Here is an 18,613-nt window from a genome sequence, read left to right as displayed (position 1 = left end):
CGGTCCGCGCCACCCCTGTCTATGTAGCGTCGCGCTGCACCGCCTCCGCCGACCCGCCCGACCCCCAGACTTACCGGGGTTGACGAAGTGAAATCGATTGTATCCAACCACCTTATCGAAGGTTGGACGCACGCGGACGCGGCACCGCGCGGGTCGGCAGGGAGACGCGGTTCATGGCAGGCAAGGAGCGCACGGACACGCCGCCGCGCGTGCGCAATATCGTCGAGCTTGGGCGGCTTGCGGGCGTCTCGGCGGGGACGGTCTCGCGGGCGCTGGCCGGCAGCAACCTGGTGAGCGCCAAGACGGCGGCGCGCATCAAGGCGCTGGCCGAGGAACATGGTTTCCGGCTGAACCAGATGGCAAGCCGGCTGCGGACGCAGCGCACCGGCGTGATCGGCATCATCGTGCCGCTCGGCCACGAAAAGCGCCAGCATCTCTCCGACCCCTTCTTCATGGCCATTCTCGCGCATCTCGGCGATGCTCTGGCGGCGCGGGGCTATGACATCATGCTCTCGCGCGTCATCCCGCATGCGCCGGACTGGCTCGAGCGGATCGTCGATTCCGGCATGCTCGACGGCGTGCTGCTGATCGGCCAATCCAACCAGCATGCGACGATCGAGCGCGTCGCCGAACGCTACCGCCCGCTCGTCGCCTGGGGCAGCCACCATCAAGGCCAGATCCATTGCGCGGTCGGCAGCGACAATTTCGAGGGGGGCCGGCTGGCGGGCGCGCGGCTGATCGAGGGCGGCGCGCGGCGCATCGCCTTTCTGGGCGAGACCAACGCGCCCGAATTCCGGCTGCGTCACGAAGGCGTGGCGGCGGCGATGACGGCGGCGGGCCTGAAGAAAGGACCGCTGCTGCTGCGCACCCATATCGTGTCCGACGGGCTAGAGGGCGAGATCGTCGCGCATCTGGAGCGCGCGGGCGATCGGATCGACGGCATTGCCGCCGCCTCGGACCTGATCGCGGTGACCGCGCTGCGCGTGCTCGCCGATCGCGGCGTCGACGTGCCGGGACGGATCCGCGTCATCGGCTATGACGATCTTCCGCTCGCGCTCCACACCGTGCCGCGCCTCACCACCATCCGCCAGGATCTGGAAGCGGGCGCGGCGGCGATGATCGAGGCGCTGTTCGCCCGCATGGCCGGGGGCGAGGCGGGCTCGGTGCAGATGACGCCACAGCTGGTGGCGCGCGATTCCGGCTGACCGGCCGCGCGCCGCCGGCGCTCAGCCCTCGCCCTCCGGATAATCGGCGCCGAGCGCCAGGTCGCGATCCGCCTCCAGCGCCTCCAGCCGCGTGCGGAACACGTCGCGCGCGGTCTCGTAGGCGAAGGCGCCGAGCACCAGATGGCGCGGCGGCACCGGGCGCGTCACCGCCTCGATCATCGCCGCGCCGGCGCGGACGGGATCGCCCGGCTGGCGGCCGCTATAGCCGCTGGTGGTGGCCATGCGCGCGGCCGCCGTCTCGGCATAGGCGGAAATGCGGCTCGGCGTCTGGCGCAGCGAGCGGCCGGCCCAGTCGGTGCGGAAGGGACCGGGCTCGACACAGGTGACGCTGATGCCGAGCGGCTCCACCTCGGCGGCGAGCGAGGCGGACCAGCCTTCGACCGCATGCTTGGTGGCGCTGTAATAGCCGCTCGCGGCGAAGCCGGTGATGCCGCCCACCGAGGTGATGTTGAGGATGGCGCCGCCACCCTGCGCGCGCATGTGCGGCAGCACCGCGCGGGTGAGCGCGAACAGGCCGAAGACATTGGCATCGAACTGCGCGCGGATCTCGGCTTCCTCGCCTTCCTCTATGCTGGTCTGATAGCCATAGCCGGCATTGTTCACCAGCACGTCGATCCGGCCGAAGCGCGCGGTGGCGGCGGCGACCGCGGCGTCGATCTGCGCGGCGTCGGTCACGTCCAGCGCGAGCGCCAGCGCGCGATCCTCGGCAAGGGCGGCGAGATCGGCGACGCGATCGGCGGCGCGCGCGGTGACGACGACGCGCCAGCCGCGATCCAGCACGAGCCTGGCCAGCTCGCGCCCGAAACCGGTCGAGCAGCCGGTGATGAACCACACGGGATCAGCGGGAAGTGCCATGATATGCCTCTCGAAAGGGGAAGCCGCTAGAACGCCCGGCGGGCGCCGCGGAGCCGCGCCGCCCGGCGGACCGGCTCAGGCCTTGGCCGATTCAGCGCCGAGTTCCTCGAGATCGAGATCCAGCTCGAGGCTGCGCAGCGTGGCATTGTCGATGCGATTGGCGCGGTGCAGCCGCACCAGCTCCGCGCGGCCGGCCGCGACGGCGGCGATGATGATGTCGAAATGGGAGGCGATCGCCTGCACCCGTTCCTCGGTCGAGCCGGTGAATTGCTCGCCCGCGCGCACCCGCGCCGTATAGCGCCGGAGCAGCTGGGGATGGATGACGGTGCCGTCCTCGTCGCGCGCCAGATTCTCGACGCGGGCGAGCTGGGCGCGCATCATCGCCTGCTCGGCCGCCATCAGGTCCAGCGGGGCGGCATCCTCGGCGGTGCGGCGCACGCCCATCCAGCGGATCAGCAGTCCGAGCGTGGAGCCCTGCACGACGACGGTGACGAGGATCACGCCGAACGCGGCGAGCAGGATGAAATCGCGTCCGGGAAAAGTCTCGGGCAGCGTCAGCGCGGCGGCGAGCGTGACCACCCCGCGCATCCCCGCCCAGCCGATCACCGTCGCGCAGCGCGCGCCGAGCGGCCGTTCGCGCGCCAGGCCGAGGCGGCGCAGCGCGACGAGCAGCGCATCCGAGGCGAAGATCCAGGCGAAGCGGGCGAGGGTGAGCGCCAGCAGGATCGCCAGCAGCGGCCCGACCAGACCGCCGAGCACCGCCTCGATCCCGCCCGCGCGCACCAGGATGGCGCGCAGCGAAAAGCCGATCAGGATGAACACCGAGGCTTCGAGCAGGAAGATCATCACCTGCCAGAAGGAGGTGCCGCGCAGCCGCGTGGCCGCCGAGAAGACGACATGCTGCTGCCAGCCGAGCACCAGCCCGCTCGTCACCACCGCGATCACGCCGGAGACGCCCAGCGTCTCGCCGGCGAGATAGGCGCACCAGCTGGAGAGCGCGGTGCAGGTGATGATCAGCACCTCGTCGCGGACGCGGCGCACGATCAGGCTCCAGACCAGGCCGACCGCGAGGCCGACCGCGATCCCGCCCAGGATCAGGACCAGGAAACGGCCCGCCGCCGCGCCCGGCCCGACCTGCGCGCCCATGGCGGCGGCGACCGCGAAGCGGAACAGCACGAGCCCGGTCGCATCGTTGAGCAGGCTCTCCCCCTCGAGCAGGGTCTCCAGCCGGCGCGGCAGCTCGACCCGCTGCAACACGGTGCGCGCCGCGATCGCATCGGGCGGGGCGACGATCGCGCCGAGCGCGGCGCAGGCCGCCCAGGGCAGCGACGGCAGCGCCCAGTGCGCCACCCAGGCGACGATCAGCGTCGAAAACAGGACGGCGCCGATCGCGAGCGAGAGGATTCCCGGCAAATGGCGCCGGAAGCGCGCCACCTCCGCGTTCCAGGCGCCATCCGCCAGCAGCGGCGGCACGAACAGCACCAGCACCAGATCGGGATCGAGCGCCACGCGCGGCGCCCCCGGCAGGAAGGCGAGCAGCCCGCCCCCGATCAGCAGCGCGATCGAGGGGGGCCAGCGGAGCCGCGCCGCCAGCCAGTGCAGCAGCAGCACCGCGCCGAGCATGCCGAGCACGAGTTCGAACGTCGCGGCCGGATGCATCGCGCCCCCCCTGGCGTCTCGCCGCGCTCAGCCCCGCGCGCGGGCGATATGGCGATCGATCACCGGGCCGAGCAGCTCCAGCGGCACGCCGCCCGTCTCGACCACGGCATCGTCGAAGGCGGCGAGATCGAAGCGGGCGCCCAGCGCCGCCTTGGCCCGCGCGCGCTGGCGCACAATCTCGTTATGGCCGGTCTTGTAGCCGCAGGCCTGGCCGGGCGCGACGCAGTAGCGATCCACCTCGCTGGTCATCGCCTCGACGCCCTTGCCGGTCTGCGCGGTGAGGAAGGCGATCGCCTGATCGCGGCTCCAGCCCTTGGCGTGCAGCCCGGTATCGGTGACGAGCCGGCAGGCGCGGAACTGCTGCGCCTGGAGATAGCCGATCTGGCCGAAGGGATCATCGGCATAGATGCCCTGCTCGTCGACCAGCTGCTCGGCATAGAGCGCCCAGCCCTCGACAAAGGCGTTGAAGCCGAGAAGCGAGGTGATGAGCGGGATCTCGTCGTGATGCTCGGCCAGATAGGCGCCCTGCCAGGTATGGCCGGGGATGCCCTCGTGCGCGGTGAGCGTCTGGAGCTGATATTTGGGCCAGAGCGCGGTCGTCTTGAGGTTGACATAATAGATCGCCGGGCGCGACCCATCGAGCGAGGCGAAGTTCATATAGCCGAGCGCGGCGCCGTCCTGAATGTCCACCGGCACCCGCTTCACCATCACATCGGCCTTGAGCTTCAGGTGCGAAAGCCGGGGCATGAGCGGGCGGACCCGATCGATGCAGCCGTTGAGATAGGCGATGAGATCGGCGCGGCCGGCATCGGTGTTGGGGTAGAGGAAGCGCGGATCCTTGTTGAGCGCGGCGACGCGCTCGCCGACGCTGCCCTTGGTGAGGCCTTGGGCCTTGAGCAGCGTGTCGATGCGCGCGAGCAGCTCCTCATTCTGCGCGAGGCCGATGCGGTGCACCTCGTCGGGCGACTGGGTGGTGGTGGTGCCCAGGCGCAGCGCCCAGCGATAATAGGCCTCGCCATCGGGCAGGCGCGCCACGCCGGGCTGGGTGCCCGCCTGCGCCGTGGCGCGGGTGAAGGCGGCGATCTGCCGATCGAGCGCGGGATAGACCAGCCGGTCCAGCGCACCGGCCGCGCGGCCGGCCCAATCGCCCGCGATCCCCGCCTTGGCGGCGCGGGCGGCGAGCGAGGCGACCAGCGGCTGCGCCGCCGCCGGCGTGGCGCGGAAGGCGCGCAGCTGGCCAAGCGCATTGGCCGCGATGAAGGCGGGCGGCACCACGCCCAGCCCGGCATCATGGGTGAGGCGCGCGGTTTCCTCGTCGATCTGCCGGGCCATGCCCGCCACCCGCGCGAGATGCGCCTCGGCGTCCGCCGCCGTCTTGACCGGCTGCACCGAGTTCAGAAATTCGGGCACGCTCAGCACCGTCGCATTCTGCTGGGTGATGACATAGGGCTGGGCGCCCCCGGCAAAGCCGTCCCAGGCGCCGCGGCCATAGGCGAAGGCCGTGCCCTCGCTGGCGCGGTCGGTGGCGTAGGCGACGGTGTCGTAGCGCAGCTGGTCGGCCGGCGCGAGGCCGGCGCGGCGGATCGCGCCGAGCCGCTGCTTCATCGAACGCGCCTGGGCGGCGAAGCGCGCGATCGTCTCGGCGGAGACATCGGCGACCGTGCCGCGCAGCGCCGCGCGCGCGCCGGTATCGACGCCGAGCTGCGTCGCCTGATCGGGCTGCAGCACCAGCAGCTCGTCGGCGAAGCGATCGAGCAGCGGATGCAGCGGCTCGGCGGTGGCGGTGCTGGCCGCGCCGGCGGCGCGGGGCAAAGCGGCGCCCGCGGCGGTGGCGGCAAGGGCCTGGAGGATCTGGCGGCGGGCGGGGGAGGGCTGGGTGCTCATTCCCCGAGCTTAGGCAGGAAGATCGCCGCTCGCCAGTGGATTAGGCGGGGTGCCCGCGAGGTGGGACGCATAGGCGTTGAGGATGCCGGCGAGCAGGCCCGGAAAGCGCTGGTCCACCTCCGCCCAGCGCGAATGGTTGCGCAGCTCCACGCCGTGCCGTTCGCTGCGGATCAGCCCCGCCTCGCGCAGCACCTTGACGTGATTGGACAGCGACGATTTCGGAATGACACGATCGCCGAGCGCCGCGACGGCCGAGCACGCATCCACGCAGCCCGCGCGCATGATCGCGGCGAAGATCGCCGCGCGCTGCGGATCGGCCAGCGCGTGCAAGATGGCTTCGGGGCGAAGATCGTCGATCGCGGGGTGCACCAAGGGTCGCATATTTCCCCATATAGGCACTTGATCGCCGCGTCACTAGTTCCGATATTCCGAACCATGGGAGAAGGGGAGCCAGTCCGGCGCCCGCCCTGTCGGAGATTGGCATCATGGCAAAGCTCAGCGGAAAGGTCGCGATCGTGACCGGCGCGTCCAAGGGCATCGGCGCGGCGATCGCGCGGGCGCTCGCGGCGGACGGCGCCGGCGTCGTCGTCAACTACGCCTCCAGCAAGGCCGGCGCGGACGCGGTGGTGGACGCGATCACCCGGGAAGGCGGCGCGGCGATCGCGGTGCAGGCGGATGTCTCCAAGCCCGAAGAGGCGCAGGCGCTGGTGCAGGCGGCGGTGGAGCGGTTCGGCCGGCTCGACATTCTGGTGAACAATTCGGGCGTGTATGAATTCGCGTCGATCGAGCAGCTGAGCGAGGCGCATTATCGCCGCCAGTTCGATATCAACGTGTTCGGCTTGCTGCTCGCGACCCAGGCGGCGGTGCCGCATTTCGGCGAGGGCGCCAGCGTCATCAACATCTCCTCGGCCATCACCCATGTCAACACGCCCAACGCCGCCGTCTATGCCGGCACCAAGGGCGCGGTGAACGCGATTTCGGGCGTGCTCGCCAATGAGCTGGCGCCGCGCAAGATCCGCGTCAACACGGTCAGCCCGGGCTTTGTCGTCACCGAAGGCACGCACACGGCGGGCGTGGTCGGATCCGATCTCGAGGCGCAGTTCGTCGCCACCACGCCGCTGGGCCGGGCGGGCCAGCCGGACGATATCGCCGGCGTGGTGACCTTCCTCGCTTCGGATGACGCGCGCTGGCTGACCGGCGAGAACATCACCGCCAGCGGCGGTATCCGCTAAGTCCGCCGGGGCCGGCCCCGCTCAGGGCCGGTCCGAGGCGGCGCGGGCGAAGGCCCGGGCGCGGCGGCGCTCCAGCCCATCGGCGAGCCGGGCGCGCTGATCGGCGGGCAGGGTGGCGGCAAAGGCGATCGCGCGCGCTTCCAGATGCGCGCGGATCGCATAATCGGCGGCGCGCACCCGCGCCAGCGCCGCCGCCAGCCGCGCCGTATCGAGGCGAGGCGCGCGCAGCAGCGCCGCCGCTTCGGCGCGCGCCGCCTGGCCCGCATCCGCCTGCGCGCGCATCTCCGCCCGCGCCGTGCGCAGCGTGCCGCGAAAGGCGCGGCGCGCGTCCGGAGGCAGGGTGGTGCCGGCGACGCGGATCGCGCCCGCGCCGATCATGCCGTGGCCGGCGCGCAGCCAGGCCGCCCCGCCCAGGGCGGCGCCGAGCAGGAAGAGGTTGAGCAGGATTGAGGCCGCGCAGACCAGCCGGAACAAGCGGTGGGACATTCAGCTCTCCTGCTGCGGAAGGGCGCCGAAGGCGGTCGCCTCGTCGACCGCCGCGCCATGATCGATCGGCAGCGCCGCCGCCGCGACCGATCCCGCCGCCGCCCCGGCCAGCGCCGTCGCGAGGCCGATCCCGGACCACCAGAGCCGCGCGCGGCGCGACAGCGGGAGGCGCCGCGCGGCGAGGATGCGCGCCTGGAGCGCGGGCGAGGGGGGCGCGACGGTCCATAGATCCAGCCGCGCGTCGAGCCGCGCCGCCTCGGCCAGCACCGCCTGCCACTGGGGAAGGCGCGCCATCTCCAGCGCGGCGGCGCGCTCCGCCTCCGGCCAGCGCTGGACGACGCCGCCATAGGCATCGGCGAGCGCGCGGAAACGGGCTTCGGTGAGGGGCTCAGTCATCGCGCATATCCTGTGCGGCAAAGGTGGCGCGGAGCGATCGGCGCCCGCGCGCGAGCAGGCTTTCCAGCGCCTCGACGCTGATCGCCATCGCCGCCGCCGCCGCGATATTGCCGAGATCCTGGTAGTGGACCAGGAGAATGGCCTCGCGCTGGCGATCCGGCAAGGCGGCGATGGCGTCCGCGACCGCCCGGCCGCGCGCGGCCTCCTCGATCGCGCGGTCCGCCGGGGGGGCGGGATCGGCGATCTCGGGCAGAGCGGGTGGCGATGCCATGCGACGGCGGCGCAGCCGATCGCGACAGAGGTTGAGCGTCACCTGATGGAGCCAGGTATCGAAACGCGCCGCGCCCGGCCGCCAGGCGGCCGCCTGGCGCCACGCGCGCAGAAGCGTTTCCTGCGCCACATCCTCCGCCTCCGCCGCATCGCCGAGCAGGCGCCGCGCGAGCGCGAGCAGGCGCGGCAGCTTGGCCGAGACCAGCTGCCGCGCCGCCTGCGCATCGCCGCGGCCGACGCGCGCCACCAGCCCGGCATCGGGATCGTCCGGGCTCAAGCCATAGCGCTCCCGGCATCGCGGCGGCGCATCCCGTCAGCTTTGCGGATCGGCCGCGCCGCGCCCATGGCCGCGTGCGGCCATGCGTTCCTCGCGGGTGACCACGCCATCGCCGTTGCGATCCATGCGGCGGAAGCGCTGCGTCAGCGCCGCCCGGATCTCGCCCGCGTCCAGCTGATTGTCATGGTTGGTATCCATCGCGTCGAAGCGGCGCGAGGGATCGCGGCCGGGCGGGGCGGCGGCCATCATCTCGGCCCGGCTGATGCGGCCGTCGCCGTCGCGGTCGGCGGCCATGATGCGGCCGGTCTGCCGCATGAGGAAGGTGTCGAGCGTCAGGCCACCCGCCTCCGGGGCGGCTCCGGCGGCCGGGACGGGGGCGGGGGCCGGCTGGGCCAGGGCCGGAGCCGCGAGCAGCGATACGGCCAGCGTGGCGAAGGATAGGGCCATGCGCACAGGCAATACTCCAAAGGATCACGAAAGACAGGAAAGGCGTGCGGCGGGATCAGCGATACCGCCAGCCGCCATGCCAGCGCTCGCGGTGCCGCCAGTAGCGATGGCCATCCCAATAGCCACGCCCGCCATAATAGACGCCGACCACGGGCGCGGCGGGGGCGACGAGCACCGGCCGGCGATTGGGCCGGCAGCCGCCATAGGGGCCCCGGTGAAAGCCCGGCCCGCAGCCGCCCGCCGCCTCGGCGGGGGCGAGCGCGGTCAGCGCGGCTCCGGCGGCGAGCATAGCGATCAAAACTCTTTTCATGCCGTCCATCTCCAACAGAGGACGTCCGGGGCTTGGCACCCGCGAACCTGGTTTGAACGGCGCGCAGCGGACTTTCCGTCGCACCGATTTTTCAAAAGGATCGTCGGCATGCCTGCGGCGTTTGCGCGGTCAGACAGCCAGAGGGAGGGCGGCCGATGCGCGACGACCTGTTCGATTTCTCCGGGCTCCATCTGCGGCCCGATCCCAGCCGCACCGTCATCAAACCCTTTTCCGTCGACTATCCCGAGCCGTTCCGCGACGCGGCCCATCCGCGCATGCGCATCGTCATCGATCGCGTGCTGTCGCTCGGCGCCGAGGCGTGCCTGTCCGAATGCCGCGCCGCGCTCGCCTCGCTCTCCGCCCGGCATCGCAATGTCGAGGCGACGCTGGTGCGGCGCTTCGAGGCGGTGTGCGCCGATCTGGGCGAGGCGATCGACGCGACGCCCGCGCAGCAGCTGCTGATCGGCGCCTATCTGAGCGCGGAATATTCCTTCGAGGCCGCCGCGCTGTTCAATCCCAGCATGGTGTTGCGCCTGAACCAGACGGACGCGCCCGCCGACGGCATCAACTTCATGCTCTCGCTGCGCGGAATCGGTGAGGGCCATGTCTCCTCGGTCACCTTCCGCACGGGCCGGTGGAGCGCCGCGACCGGCTTCGCGGTGGACGAGCCGAGCCCCTGGGTCACCTCGCCCCGCATCCAGGCGGCGCCGGGGCCGGACGATCACGGCACCGTCCGCATCATCTGCGAAGGCAGCGAACAGCCTTCGGAAAGCGTGCTCTTCCCGATCCTGCCGAGCCAGCGCCAGGGCATCGAGGATCTGCGCATGGTGCGCTTCACCGAGGAGGATGGCACGCCCACATTTCTCGGCACCTATACCGCCTTCGATGGCCGCGACGCGCGCTGCGAGCTGTTCCGCGGCACCGGCATCAACACCTTCGAGATGACCCCGCTCACCGGCTCGGTGCCGGCCAGCAAGGGCATGGCGCTCTTCCCGCGCCGGATCGATGGCCGCTTCGCCATGATCGGCCGCCAGGACAACGAGAATCTCTGGCTGATCGGCTCGGACGACATCACCGAATGGAATGGCGGCGCCAAGATCGTCACGCCGCGCTTTCCGTGGGAATTCGTCCAGATGGGCAATTGCGGCTCGCCGATGGAAGTGGACGAGGGCTGGCTGCTCATCACCCATGGCGTGGGCCTGATGCGCAATTACTGCATGGGCGCGGTGCTGCTCGACAAGGCCGATCCGGCCAAGGTGCTGGCGCGGACGCCCGAGCCGATCCTGCGGCCCAGCCCCGAGGAGCGGAGCGGCTATGTGCCGAACGTCGTCTATAGCTGCGGCGGCATGGTGCATGGGCGCACCCTGCTGCTGCCCTTCGGCGTCGCCGATAGTTTCACCAGCTTCGCCAGCTGCCCCGTCGACGCGCTGCTCGCCCGGATGAACTGAACGCGGCCGGCCTCACCGCCAGCCCAGCGCCGGGGCGACATGCGTGAGCACCGCCTCGAGCACATGCGCATTATAGGCGACGCCGAGCTGGTTGGGGATGGTGAGCAGCAGCGTATCCGCCTCGGCAATCGCCGCGTCGCCGCGAAGCTGCTCGATCAGCCGGTCCGGCTCGGCGGCATAGGTGCGGCCGAAGACCGCGCGCATATCGTCGATCACGCCTATATGGTCGCCGCCCCGGTCGCGACCGAAATAGGCGCGATCGAGATCGGTGAGGATCGGGAAGATCGAGCGCGACACCGAGACGCGCGGCGTGCGGGCATGGCCCGCGGCGGCCCAGGCTTCGCGGAACTTGCGGATCTGCCGCGCCTGCTGGATGGCGAGCGGCTCGCCGCTCTCATCGGCCTTGAGCGTCGAGGTCTGGAGGTTGAGCCCCTTCTGCGCCGCCCAGATGGCGGTCGCGTCCGAGGCCGAACCCCACCAGATCCGGTCGCGCAGCGTGTCCGAATGCGGTTCCAGCCGCAGCAGGCCGGGCGGGTTGGCGAACATGGGCTGGGGATTGGGCTCGGCGAAACCGCGACCATCCAGCAGCGCGACGAAGCGTTCGCCATGGCGCCGGCCCATGTCGGACGCGCTTTCCCCCGGCGCGGGGGCATAGCCGAAATGGCGCCAGCCCTCGATCACCTGCTCGGGAGAGCCACGGCTGATCCCGAGCTGGAGCCGTCCGCCCGAAATCAGGTCGGCCGCGCCGGCATCCTCGACCATGTAGAAGGGGTTTTCATAGCGCATGTCGATCACGCCGGTGCCGATCTCGATCCGGCTGGTGCGCGCCGCCACCGCCGCCAGGAGCGGGAAGGGCGAGGCGAGCTGGCGGGCGAAATGATGCACCCGGAAATAGGCGCCGTCCGCCCCCAGCGCCTCGGCTGCGACCGCGAGATCGATGGATTGCAGCAGCACGTCGCGCGCCGATCGCGTCTGCGATCCCGCGTCCGGCGACCAATGCCCGAACGAGAGGAAGCCGATCTTCTTCATGGCACGCTCCGCGGATCCGGACCGGCGCGGCGGAACCGCGCCGCGCCCGGCAAGGATTAGAAGGTGGAGAGATAGACCGACCCCCGCGCCATGGAAGTCGCATAAACTCGGGGGTGCGCGTTCCAGCATCTGGAAAAGCGGCCGGCCGGAGGGTGGCCTTATTCCGGGCGATCGGCGGCGAAGGCGATGTCGCGTTGGGCGCGCAGGGCCTCGAGGCGCTGGCTCAATCCACGCTCGACATTTCGATAGGCGGCACTGCCGAGCGTGAGCCGCAGCGTCGGGTGCGCGGCGTCCGCCGCCGCGATCATCGCGTCGACCGTTCGCCCTGCATCGCCCCGGATGGGAAAGGCCCCGTCCGCGACCATGCGCCGCACGTCGCCCGCCGGCGTCGCTGCATAGGCGTCCATCGCGTCGGCGATGTCGAGCGATGCGCCGAAATTGGTGCCAGTCGGCCCCGGCTCGACGAGAAGACAGTCGATACCGAAGCGCGCCACCTCCTGCCGTACCGCCTCTACGAAACCCTCAATCCCCCATTTGCTCGCGTGATAGAGGCTGAAGCTCGGATAGGCGATCTGCCCGCCCTCGGACGATAGCTGGACGATGCGGCCGCCCCCTTGGGCGCGCAGGTGCGGCAGGACTGCGCGGATGAGCTGGATCGAGGCGAGGAGGTTGGTCGCCAGCTGTCGCGCGATCTGCGCGTCGCTCACCTCCTCCGCCGCCCCGAACAGGCCGTAGCCGGCGTTGCTGACCACCAGGTCGATGCGGCCAAGCGCCGCGAACGCCGCATCGATCGCGTGCCGCAACGCTTCCGTGTCGGTCACGTCGAGCGTGAGGATGCGCAGCCGGTCGCCATGCGTGGCGGCAAGATCGGCAAGTGCGTCCGCGCGACGCACGGTCGCCGCGACGCGGTCGCCGCGGGCCAGCAGCTTCTCCGTCATGTCGCGGCCAAGGCCCGACGAGGCGCCGGTGATGAACCAGGTCTTCATGATTGATCTCCTCTCACGCGCCGGATGTAGACGGGCGCGATTGGTGCGATTAGAGGCGCAAATCGGCATGGGCTGGTGAAGGATCGTCACCAATGGAGGTTTCGCTCGCCGACCTGACCGCCTTCTCCACGGTCGCGCGCTATCGCAGCTTTCGCGCCGCCGCCGACGCGATGGGCGTGTCGCGCTCGTCGCTCAGCCATGCGGTGCGTGGCCTGGAGGAAAGGCTTGGGGTGAGGCTGCTCCACCGGACCACCCGCAGCGTCTCACCGACCGAGGTGGGCGCGCGGCTGCTGCGGCGACTGGGGCCCGTGCTCGGCGAACTCGATGCGGCGCTGGCGGAGGCCGCCGGGGCGGAGGGGCCGGCGGGTCCGCTCCGGATCAACGCGCTGGAGGCCGCGGCGCGCTGGCTGCTGGCCGAGGTCGTGCCCGCCTTCCTCGATCGGCATCCGCGCGTGGAGCTTGATCTTGTGGTCGATGATCGCCTCGTCGATATCGTCGCCGAGGGGTTCGATGCCGGGGTACGCCTGCGCGAGGCCGTGCCGCAGGATATGGTGGCGGTGCCATTTGGCGGGGAGGCCCGCTTCCTGGCCGTGGCGTCCCCGGCCTATCTCGCGGCACAGGGCGAACCCGCCACGCCCGAAGACCTGAAGCGCCACCGCTGTATTCGCCAGCGACTGGCGAGCGGCAAGCCCTATCGCTGGGAGTTCCAGAAAGGACGGCAGGAGCTAACCGTCGACGTGCCCGGCGCGCTGACGCTCAACAATAGTGGCTTGATGGTTGCGGCGGCGATCGCCGGGCTCGGCATCGCGTTCGTACCCGAGCGCGCGGCGGCGGCGGCCTTCGCCGAGGGGCGGCTGCGTCCGGTGCTCGCCGATTGGTCGCCGAGCATAGCGGGCTTGTGCCTCTATTTCCCCGGCCATCGCCATGTGCCGACCGCGCTGCGCGCCTTCGCGGACGCGGTCCGCGCGGCGGGGCGGCAGCGGTGAGGCGCCGCGCGCGCAGCCGCTTCGCAGCGCCGGACAAGGGCGGATCGCGCTGATCGCGCGCGATCAGCACAGGGCAGGCAAGGCCCCGTCGCGGGTCATCCGCGCGATCGGCTGGAAGCAACCAAGGATGAGTCGCTTGGCATCGAAGGGCGGGGTCCCGGCGGAGTCCATCCGAGGATCGTGGTGCATCTTCTCCTCGGCCGCTTGGAACGACGCCTTGTCGCTCCACACTTGCCAGGTGAAGACAATCTTCTCGCCGTCCCGCGCCGCGACTGCCTTGCGGAAGTCGGTCTGCACTCCGTTGGGGATGAAGTCTTCCCAGCATTCGACGATCTCGAGGCACCCATAGTCCTTGAAGAAGTCTGCGCTGTTCTCAGCCCAGCGGCGATAGGCTTCTTTGCTGTCGTCGGGCACCGGAATGACGAGGCCGCAAATGTACATGACGGGCTCCCTTCTTCGGACAAATGTGATCGGCGCTCGGGCGGATCGCGACACCGGGCTTCGATCGGATCCGCCGCGGGACAGCGCAAGCGGCGGCCGGGCGGGTCAGGCCCGCCGCATCCTGGTCTGGCCCTCCGTGACGAGGACATCGATGAACGCGCGCAAGGCGGGCGGCATCAGCCGACGCCCCGGATGGTACAGGTAAAAGGCGCCGACCGGCGGAGTCCAATCGCGCAGCAGCTGGATCAGCAGGCCCGACGAGACGAATTCCGCCACCAGCGGCTCGCCGAGATAGGCGATGCCCATGCCGGCCAGCGCACAATCCAACAGCAAGCGCGTGTCGTTCGATGTGAGCGCATGGCCAGGATCGATCACGACCGGCCCGGCGCCATCGTCGAACGCCCATTTCTGGAGCAGTCCGGTCTCGGAGAAGCGATAGGTGAGGCAGCGATGATCCAGCAGATCGGCGGGCCGCCGCGGGGCGAGCCGGTCGCGCAGATAGGCCGGCGAACACACCGCCATCATGCGGAACTCGGGCGTGAGCCTCACCGCCGTCATATCCTTCTGCACGAGACCGCCGAGCCGCACACCCGCGTCGAACCCGTCGCCGACGATATCACGCACATGATCGTCGATCACGAGATCGATTTCGACCTCCGGATAGCGCGACGCGAAGATCGGCAGCACTGGCTGCACAAGCTTGATCGCTGCGATCCGGGGCAGATTGATGCGGACCCGGCCGCGCGGGCGGCGTTCGTGGCCGGCGGCGCGCGCGCAGGCGGCGTCGAGCCCCGCCATCGCCGGCGTGACATCGGCGAGCATGGCCGCACCCGTTTCCGTCAGCGACACGCTGCGGGTGGTGCGGTTGAAAAGCCGCGTTCCGAGCCGATCCTCGAGCGCAGCGATCCGGCGGCTGAGGGCGGTCGGGGAAAGATCCAGCCGGCGCGCCGCGCGGACGAAACTGCGCTCCGCCGCGACCGCGGCGAAGGCGGCCAACTCATCAAATTCCCGGCCTTTCATTGGTGCGTCCAGCGCAATGACCTATCCCGACAGGCTCCGATTATCCTCGCATCATACGCCATTAGATCGTGTCTCGGCAGGGTGCTTCCGCACCGCGACCAACTGGGAGGCGCATAGCGTGGCCGCATCTATGAGACGCTGGGAGATGAACGCCATAGGGCGGGCGCATCTCGCTTTGCAGGAGGTGCCCATGCCGGTGCCCGGTCGCGGCGAGCTGCTCATCCGCATCGCCGCGGTGGCGCTCAATTACCGGGACAAGATGGTGATCGAGACGGGGCGGGGGCTGCCGCTCGCTTTTCCCTTCACACCGGGATCGGACTTCGCGGGAACGATCGTGGCGCACGGATCGGACAGCGATCGGTTCTCGGTGGGCGACCGGGTGATCCCGCATTTCACGCCCGAGTGGATCGACGGGCGGCGCCCCGGCGATGCCCGCACGCCCGCCTATCGCACGCTGGGCGGCTTCTATCCCGGCGTGCTCGCCGAGTATGTCGTGCTGCCGGACTCCTGGCTGGTGAAGGCGCCCACCACCCTCTCCGACGCCGAGGCGGCGACGCTGCCGGTCGCGGGGCTGACCGCCTGGTTCGCGCTGGTCGAGCGCGCGGGCGTCCGGGCGGGCGACACGGTGCTGATTCCCAGCACGGGCGGCGTCGCGCTGTTCGGCCTTCAGATCGCCAAGGCGCATGGCGCGCAGGTGATCGTCTGGTCCGAGGGCGACATGCTGGACAAGGCGCGCGCGATCGGCGCCGACCATTGCCTCGACCGCGATCGCGCCGACCTGCGGGAGGCGGTCTACGCCATCACCGGCGATCGCGGGGTCGATCATGTGCTCGAGGTGGTCGGTGGCGGCCATCTCGCGCGTTCGGTCGAACTCGTCGCAGTGGGCGGCCATATCTGCCAGATCGGCGCGCTCGACGGGTTCGATCTCAGCGCACCCGCCATGCCGCTCATGCTGAAGGACGTGACGATCCACGGCATCGGCACGGGCCACCGGACCGCGCTCGAGCGGCTCGTGCGCGCGGTCGATCAGACCGGGCTCAAGCCGGTGATCGACAGCCGATATGGGCTGGCCGAGCTGCCGGCGGCGCTCGATCGGCTGGATCGCGGGCCATTCGGCAAGATCATCGTCGAGTTCGGCTGAGCCCGTTCTTCTCCCCGCCGAACAGCAGGCGCCATGATCCGAGCGGCGGGCTGGAAGCGGCGCCGGCCTACGCCGCAGGCGATCGGTGGCGTACCGCCACGCCGATCATCACCTCGTCCCTGATGTGCAGCAACTCGGCTTCGTCCGCGCCATCGCGCGCTTGCACGGCGATGCCCTGCTGGACGGCCAAAAGATAGGCGGCGAGGCGATCGGCATCCTCAACGCTCAGCCACCGGCGCAACGCGGCCGCGATGCGGCCCCGCAGGCCCTGGCGGCGCGTGCGCAGTTCCCGAGCAAGATCCTGCTGCGCGGGCGCGCCCTCGACCAGACCGGTCGAGATCATGCACCCGCGCTCGTCGGTCACGACCGATCTGATCGCGGCTTCCAGCAAGCCCGATACCGCCTCTTCCAATGTCTCGGCGCCCGCCATGCCCTCGAGGGCGCCGGGAAGCGCCGCGTAGCGATCGAGCGCTTCACGATAAAGCCCCGCCTTGCTGCCGAACGCCGCATACAGGCTGGGCGGCGCGATGCCGATGGCCCCGGTCAGGTCCGCGATCGAGACGCCCTCATAGCCATAGCGACGGAACAATCGCATCGCGATTTCGACCGCCTCGTCGCGGTCGAAGGTGCGCGGGCCGGAGGACCGGCGTTGGCGGGGCTTATCCATAGCGATCACTAAACAGGGCTTGACGCGCCACCGCAAGCGAATAGTCTGTATCGATCGCTAAAGACAAGGTTGCTTCGCATGACATTGCTGCCCTTCCCGACCGTCCATGGCTTCGGCTCCGTTCATGGCGTGCCCGTGCTGCCGGACGGGTTCACGCAGGTGTTCGAGAGCTACCGCATACCGACCGGCGAGATCGCGCTGCATGCGGTGATCGGGGGCGAAGGACCGCCGCTGCTGCTGCTCGGCGGTTGGCCGCAGAATTGGTATATCTGGCGCGACGTGATGCTGCCGCTGGCGGAGCGCTTCACGCTGATCGTGCCCGATCCGCGCGGGCTGGGCCTGTCGGACAAGCCCGAGAGCGGGTACGACAAGGGGACGATCGGCCGCGATCTGTTTGGATTGATGACGGCGCTCGGCCACGAGCGGTTCGCCATGGTCGGCCATGATTGCGGCATGTGGATCGGCTACGCGATGGCGGCGGACCAGCCGGAGCGGATCGAGCGGATCGCGCTGGGCGAGGCGATCATCCCCGGCGTCGCCGTCTCGCCGCCGCTCATTCCTGACGAGCGACCGCTCAACGACTTCCTCTGGCACAATAATTTCTGCCGCGTGCAGGCGGTGACGGAGGCGCTGGTCGCGGGTCGCGAGGAGATTTTCTTCGACTATCAATTCACCAAGATCCCGGTGCCGAATCCGCTCCCGGCACAGGTGCGCGCCTTCTACATCAATCTCATCAAAATGGACCGCCGCACCCTCACCGCCAGCTTCGACTATTACCGGGCGATCGACGCGGACATTCCGGCGAACCGGGCGCGGATGCAGCGGCGCCTGACGATGCCGGTGCTCGGCTTTGCGGGCGAACTGGCCTGCGCGGGGGCGGTCGAGGAGCAGCTCGGCCGCGTCGCCGACGATCTGCGCTGCACCGTTATTCCGGGCTGCGGCCATTTCGTGCCCGAGGAAGTGCCGGACAGGCTGATCGCGCTGCTGATCCCGTTCCTCGATCCCTATCGCAAGGGCGCGGCCTGAACATCTTGCCGTGGCCGTCACATCAACGTGTCGATGACCCCGCCATCGACGCGCAAGGCCGCGCCGGTCGTCGCGGAGGCCAGCGGGGACGCCAGATAGACGACCATGTTGGCGACCTCCTCCACGCTGGCCGCCCGGCGAAGGATCGAACTCGGCCGATGCGCCTGGACGAAGTCGGCGGCGACTTCCCCGATCGACTTGCCCGATCGCGCGTGTTCGGCCTCGAGCATCGCCGCGACGCCCTCGGACAGGGTCGGGCCCGGCAGGACCGAGTTCACCGTCACGCCGGTTCCGGCCATCCGCTTGGCCAGGCCGCGCGCCAGGGCGACGTCCGCGGTCTTGCTCACGCCATAATGGATCATCTCCACCGGGATGTTGAAGGCCGATTCCGACCCGAGCAGGAGCAGCCGGCCCCAGCCATTCGCCTCCATGCCCGGCAGATAGGCGCGGGCGAGCCGGACGGCGGCCATGACGTTGACCTGCCAGTGCCGGTCCCAGGTCGCATCGTCGGTGTCGAAGAAATCGGCGGGCTGGAAGATGCCGAGATTGCTGACCACGATATCCGCCCGCGGCACCGCGGCGACAAGCGAGTCATGGCCGTCCGCGCTGCCGAGATCGCTCGCCACGCCACGGGCGCTCCCGCCGAGGCGCGCGACCGCGGCATCGACCTTGGCGCTCGTCCGCCCGTTGATCACCACGCTCGCCCCGGCCTCCGCCAGACCTTTGGCGATGGCGAAGCCGATGCCTTCGGTCGAGCCGGTCACAAGCGCGACCTTGCCGCTGAGATCGATGATCATGGTGAAGGCTCCCGGTCTGATAGGATGATC

General features: G+C 70.3%; 21 protein-coding genes. 6 read left to right on the top strand and 15 right to left on the bottom strand.

Going from position 1 to position 18,613, the window contains the following annotated elements; translation table 11 throughout:
- The first annotated feature begins 173 nt into the window (after positions 1-173).
- On the top strand, positions 174-1,205 hold the full coding sequence (locus LHA26_RS18375; protein ID WP_252168538.1) for a LacI family DNA-binding transcriptional regulator: 1,032 nt from the start codon (positions 174-176) through the stop codon (positions 1,203-1,205).
- A 21-nt stretch (positions 1,206-1,226) separates the two neighbouring features.
- On the opposite strand, the gene LHA26_RS18370 is transcribed toward LHA26_RS18375, so the two are convergent.
- The 4 genes from LHA26_RS18370 to LHA26_RS18355 all read right to left on the bottom strand — a co-directional run bounded on the left by LHA26_RS18370 (position 1,227) and on the right by LHA26_RS18355 (position 6,005).
- On the bottom strand, positions 1,227-2,081 hold the full coding sequence (locus LHA26_RS18370; protein WP_252168537.1) for an oxidoreductase: 855 nt from the start codon (positions 2,079-2,081) through the stop codon (positions 1,227-1,229).
- Between the two features lie 75 nt (positions 2,082-2,156).
- A complete protein-coding gene (locus LHA26_RS18365; RefSeq protein ID WP_252168536.1) occupies positions 2,157-3,740 on the bottom strand; it encodes a Na+/H+ antiporter in 1,584 nt (527 codons plus the stop codon).
- A 27-nt stretch (positions 3,741-3,767) separates the two neighbouring features.
- A complete protein-coding gene (locus tag LHA26_RS18360; protein ID WP_252168535.1) occupies positions 3,768-5,624 on the bottom strand; it encodes a DUF885 domain-containing protein in 1,857 nt (618 codons plus the stop codon).
- Positions 5,625-5,633: 9 nt separating this feature from the next.
- Positions 5,634-6,005: an ArsR/SmtB family transcription factor gene (locus LHA26_RS18355; protein ID WP_252168534.1), complete on the bottom strand. Its 372-nt coding sequence runs from the start codon at positions 6,003-6,005 to the stop codon at positions 5,634-5,636.
- Positions 6,006-6,109: 104 nt separating this feature from the next.
- On the opposite strand from LHA26_RS18355, the gene LHA26_RS18350 reads away from it, so the two are divergent.
- Positions 6,110-6,856 carry a glucose 1-dehydrogenase gene (locus tag LHA26_RS18350; protein ID WP_252168533.1) on the top strand — a complete coding sequence of 249 codons (747 nt, stop codon included), beginning with the start codon at positions 6,110-6,112 and terminating at the stop codon, positions 6,854-6,856.
- Between the two features lie 21 nt (positions 6,857-6,877).
- Here LHA26_RS18350 and LHA26_RS18345 read toward each other — a convergent pair whose 3' ends face one another.
- The 5 genes from LHA26_RS18345 to LHA26_RS18325 are packed head-to-tail and all read right to left on the bottom strand — an operon-like array spanning position 6,878 to position 9,042.
- Positions 6,878-7,342 carry a periplasmic heavy metal sensor gene (locus tag LHA26_RS18345; protein WP_252168532.1) on the bottom strand — a complete coding sequence of 155 codons (465 nt, stop codon included), beginning with the start codon at positions 7,340-7,342 and terminating at the stop codon, positions 6,878-6,880.
- On the bottom strand, positions 7,343-7,738 hold the full coding sequence (locus tag LHA26_RS18340; protein WP_252168531.1) for a hypothetical protein: 396 nt from the start codon (positions 7,736-7,738) through the stop codon (positions 7,343-7,345). It abuts the gene before it with no gap.
- Positions 7,731-8,285, bottom strand: a complete 555-nt coding sequence (locus LHA26_RS18335; RefSeq protein WP_252168530.1) for an RNA polymerase sigma factor — start codon at positions 8,283-8,285, stop codon at positions 7,731-7,733. The genes LHA26_RS18340 and LHA26_RS18335 overlap by 8 nt, the downstream gene beginning before the upstream one ends.
- 36 nt (positions 8,286-8,321) lie before the next feature.
- Entirely contained in the window at positions 8,322-8,732 is a 411-nt protein-coding gene (locus tag LHA26_RS18330) for an EF-hand domain-containing protein (RefSeq protein ID WP_252168529.1), read from the bottom strand.
- 55 nt (positions 8,733-8,787) lie between these two features.
- Positions 8,788-9,042, bottom strand: coding sequence for a GCG_CRPN prefix-to-repeats domain-containing protein (locus LHA26_RS18325; RefSeq protein ID WP_437441268.1), 255 nt, complete (start codon positions 9,040-9,042; stop codon positions 8,788-8,790).
- Between the two features lie 155 nt (positions 9,043-9,197).
- Here LHA26_RS18325 and LHA26_RS18320 point away from each other — a divergent pair, with 155 nt between their 5' ends.
- Complete coding sequence (locus tag LHA26_RS18320; RefSeq protein WP_252168527.1) at positions 9,198-10,490, top strand: glycoside hydrolase family 130 protein; 1,293 nt, start codon at positions 9,198-9,200, stop codon at positions 10,488-10,490.
- Between the two features lie 12 nt (positions 10,491-10,502).
- Here the strand turns inward: LHA26_RS18320 and LHA26_RS18315 are convergent, their stop codons facing one another.
- Both LHA26_RS18315 and LHA26_RS18310 read right to left on the bottom strand, forming a co-directional pair.
- A complete protein-coding gene (locus LHA26_RS18315) occupies positions 10,503-11,519 on the bottom strand; it encodes an LLM class flavin-dependent oxidoreductase (RefSeq protein ID WP_252168526.1) in 1,017 nt (338 codons plus the stop codon).
- Positions 11,520-11,677: 158 nt separating this feature from the next.
- Entirely contained in the window at positions 11,678-12,595 is a 918-nt protein-coding gene (locus LHA26_RS18310; RefSeq protein WP_252168525.1) for an SDR family oxidoreductase, read from the bottom strand.
- A 2-nt stretch (positions 12,596-12,597) separates the two neighbouring features.
- Between LHA26_RS18310 and LHA26_RS18305 the strand changes: the two genes are divergently transcribed.
- Complete coding sequence (locus tag LHA26_RS18305) at positions 12,598-13,491, top strand: LysR family transcriptional regulator (protein WP_252168524.1); 894 nt, start codon at positions 12,598-12,600, stop codon at positions 13,489-13,491.
- Between the two features lie 63 nt (positions 13,492-13,554).
- On the opposite strand, the gene LHA26_RS18300 is transcribed toward LHA26_RS18305, so the two are convergent.
- Together LHA26_RS18300 and LHA26_RS18295 are read right to left on the bottom strand one after the other, a co-directional pair.
- A complete protein-coding gene (locus LHA26_RS18300; RefSeq protein WP_252168523.1) occupies positions 13,555-13,932 on the bottom strand; it encodes a DUF1428 domain-containing protein in 378 nt (125 codons plus the stop codon).
- 105 nt (positions 13,933-14,037) lie between these two features.
- Positions 14,038-14,928: a LysR family transcriptional regulator gene (locus LHA26_RS18295; protein WP_252168522.1), complete on the bottom strand. Its 891-nt coding sequence runs from the start codon at positions 14,926-14,928 to the stop codon at positions 14,038-14,040.
- A 214-nt stretch (positions 14,929-15,142) separates the two neighbouring features.
- Between LHA26_RS18295 and LHA26_RS18290 the strand changes: the two genes are divergently transcribed.
- On the top strand, positions 15,143-16,093 hold the full coding sequence (locus LHA26_RS18290; RefSeq protein WP_252168521.1) for a zinc-dependent alcohol dehydrogenase family protein: 951 nt from the start codon (positions 15,143-15,145) through the stop codon (positions 16,091-16,093).
- 67 nt (positions 16,094-16,160) lie between these two features.
- On the opposite strand, the gene LHA26_RS18285 is transcribed toward LHA26_RS18290, so the two are convergent.
- On the bottom strand, positions 16,161-16,760 hold the full coding sequence (locus LHA26_RS18285; protein WP_252168520.1) for a TetR/AcrR family transcriptional regulator: 600 nt from the start codon (positions 16,758-16,760) through the stop codon (positions 16,161-16,163).
- Positions 16,761-16,838: 78 nt separating this feature from the next.
- Here LHA26_RS18285 and LHA26_RS18280 point away from each other — a divergent pair, with 78 nt between their 5' ends.
- A complete protein-coding gene (locus tag LHA26_RS18280) occupies positions 16,839-17,786 on the top strand; it encodes an alpha/beta fold hydrolase (protein ID WP_252168519.1) in 948 nt (315 codons plus the stop codon).
- Positions 17,787-17,803: 17 nt separating this feature from the next.
- On the opposite strand, the gene LHA26_RS18275 is transcribed toward LHA26_RS18280, so the two are convergent.
- Positions 17,804-18,583 carry an SDR family NAD(P)-dependent oxidoreductase gene (locus LHA26_RS18275; RefSeq protein ID WP_252168518.1) on the bottom strand — a complete coding sequence of 260 codons (780 nt, stop codon included), beginning with the start codon at positions 18,581-18,583 and terminating at the stop codon, positions 17,804-17,806.
- Positions 18,584-18,613 lie beyond the last annotated feature (30 nt).

This window comes from Sphingomonas morindae (genome assembly GCF_023822065.1).
Classification (GTDB): domain Bacteria; phylum Pseudomonadota; class Alphaproteobacteria; order Sphingomonadales; family Sphingomonadaceae; genus Solisphingomonas; species Solisphingomonas morindae.
This window is presented reverse-complemented; position numbering and strand designations above follow the sequence as displayed.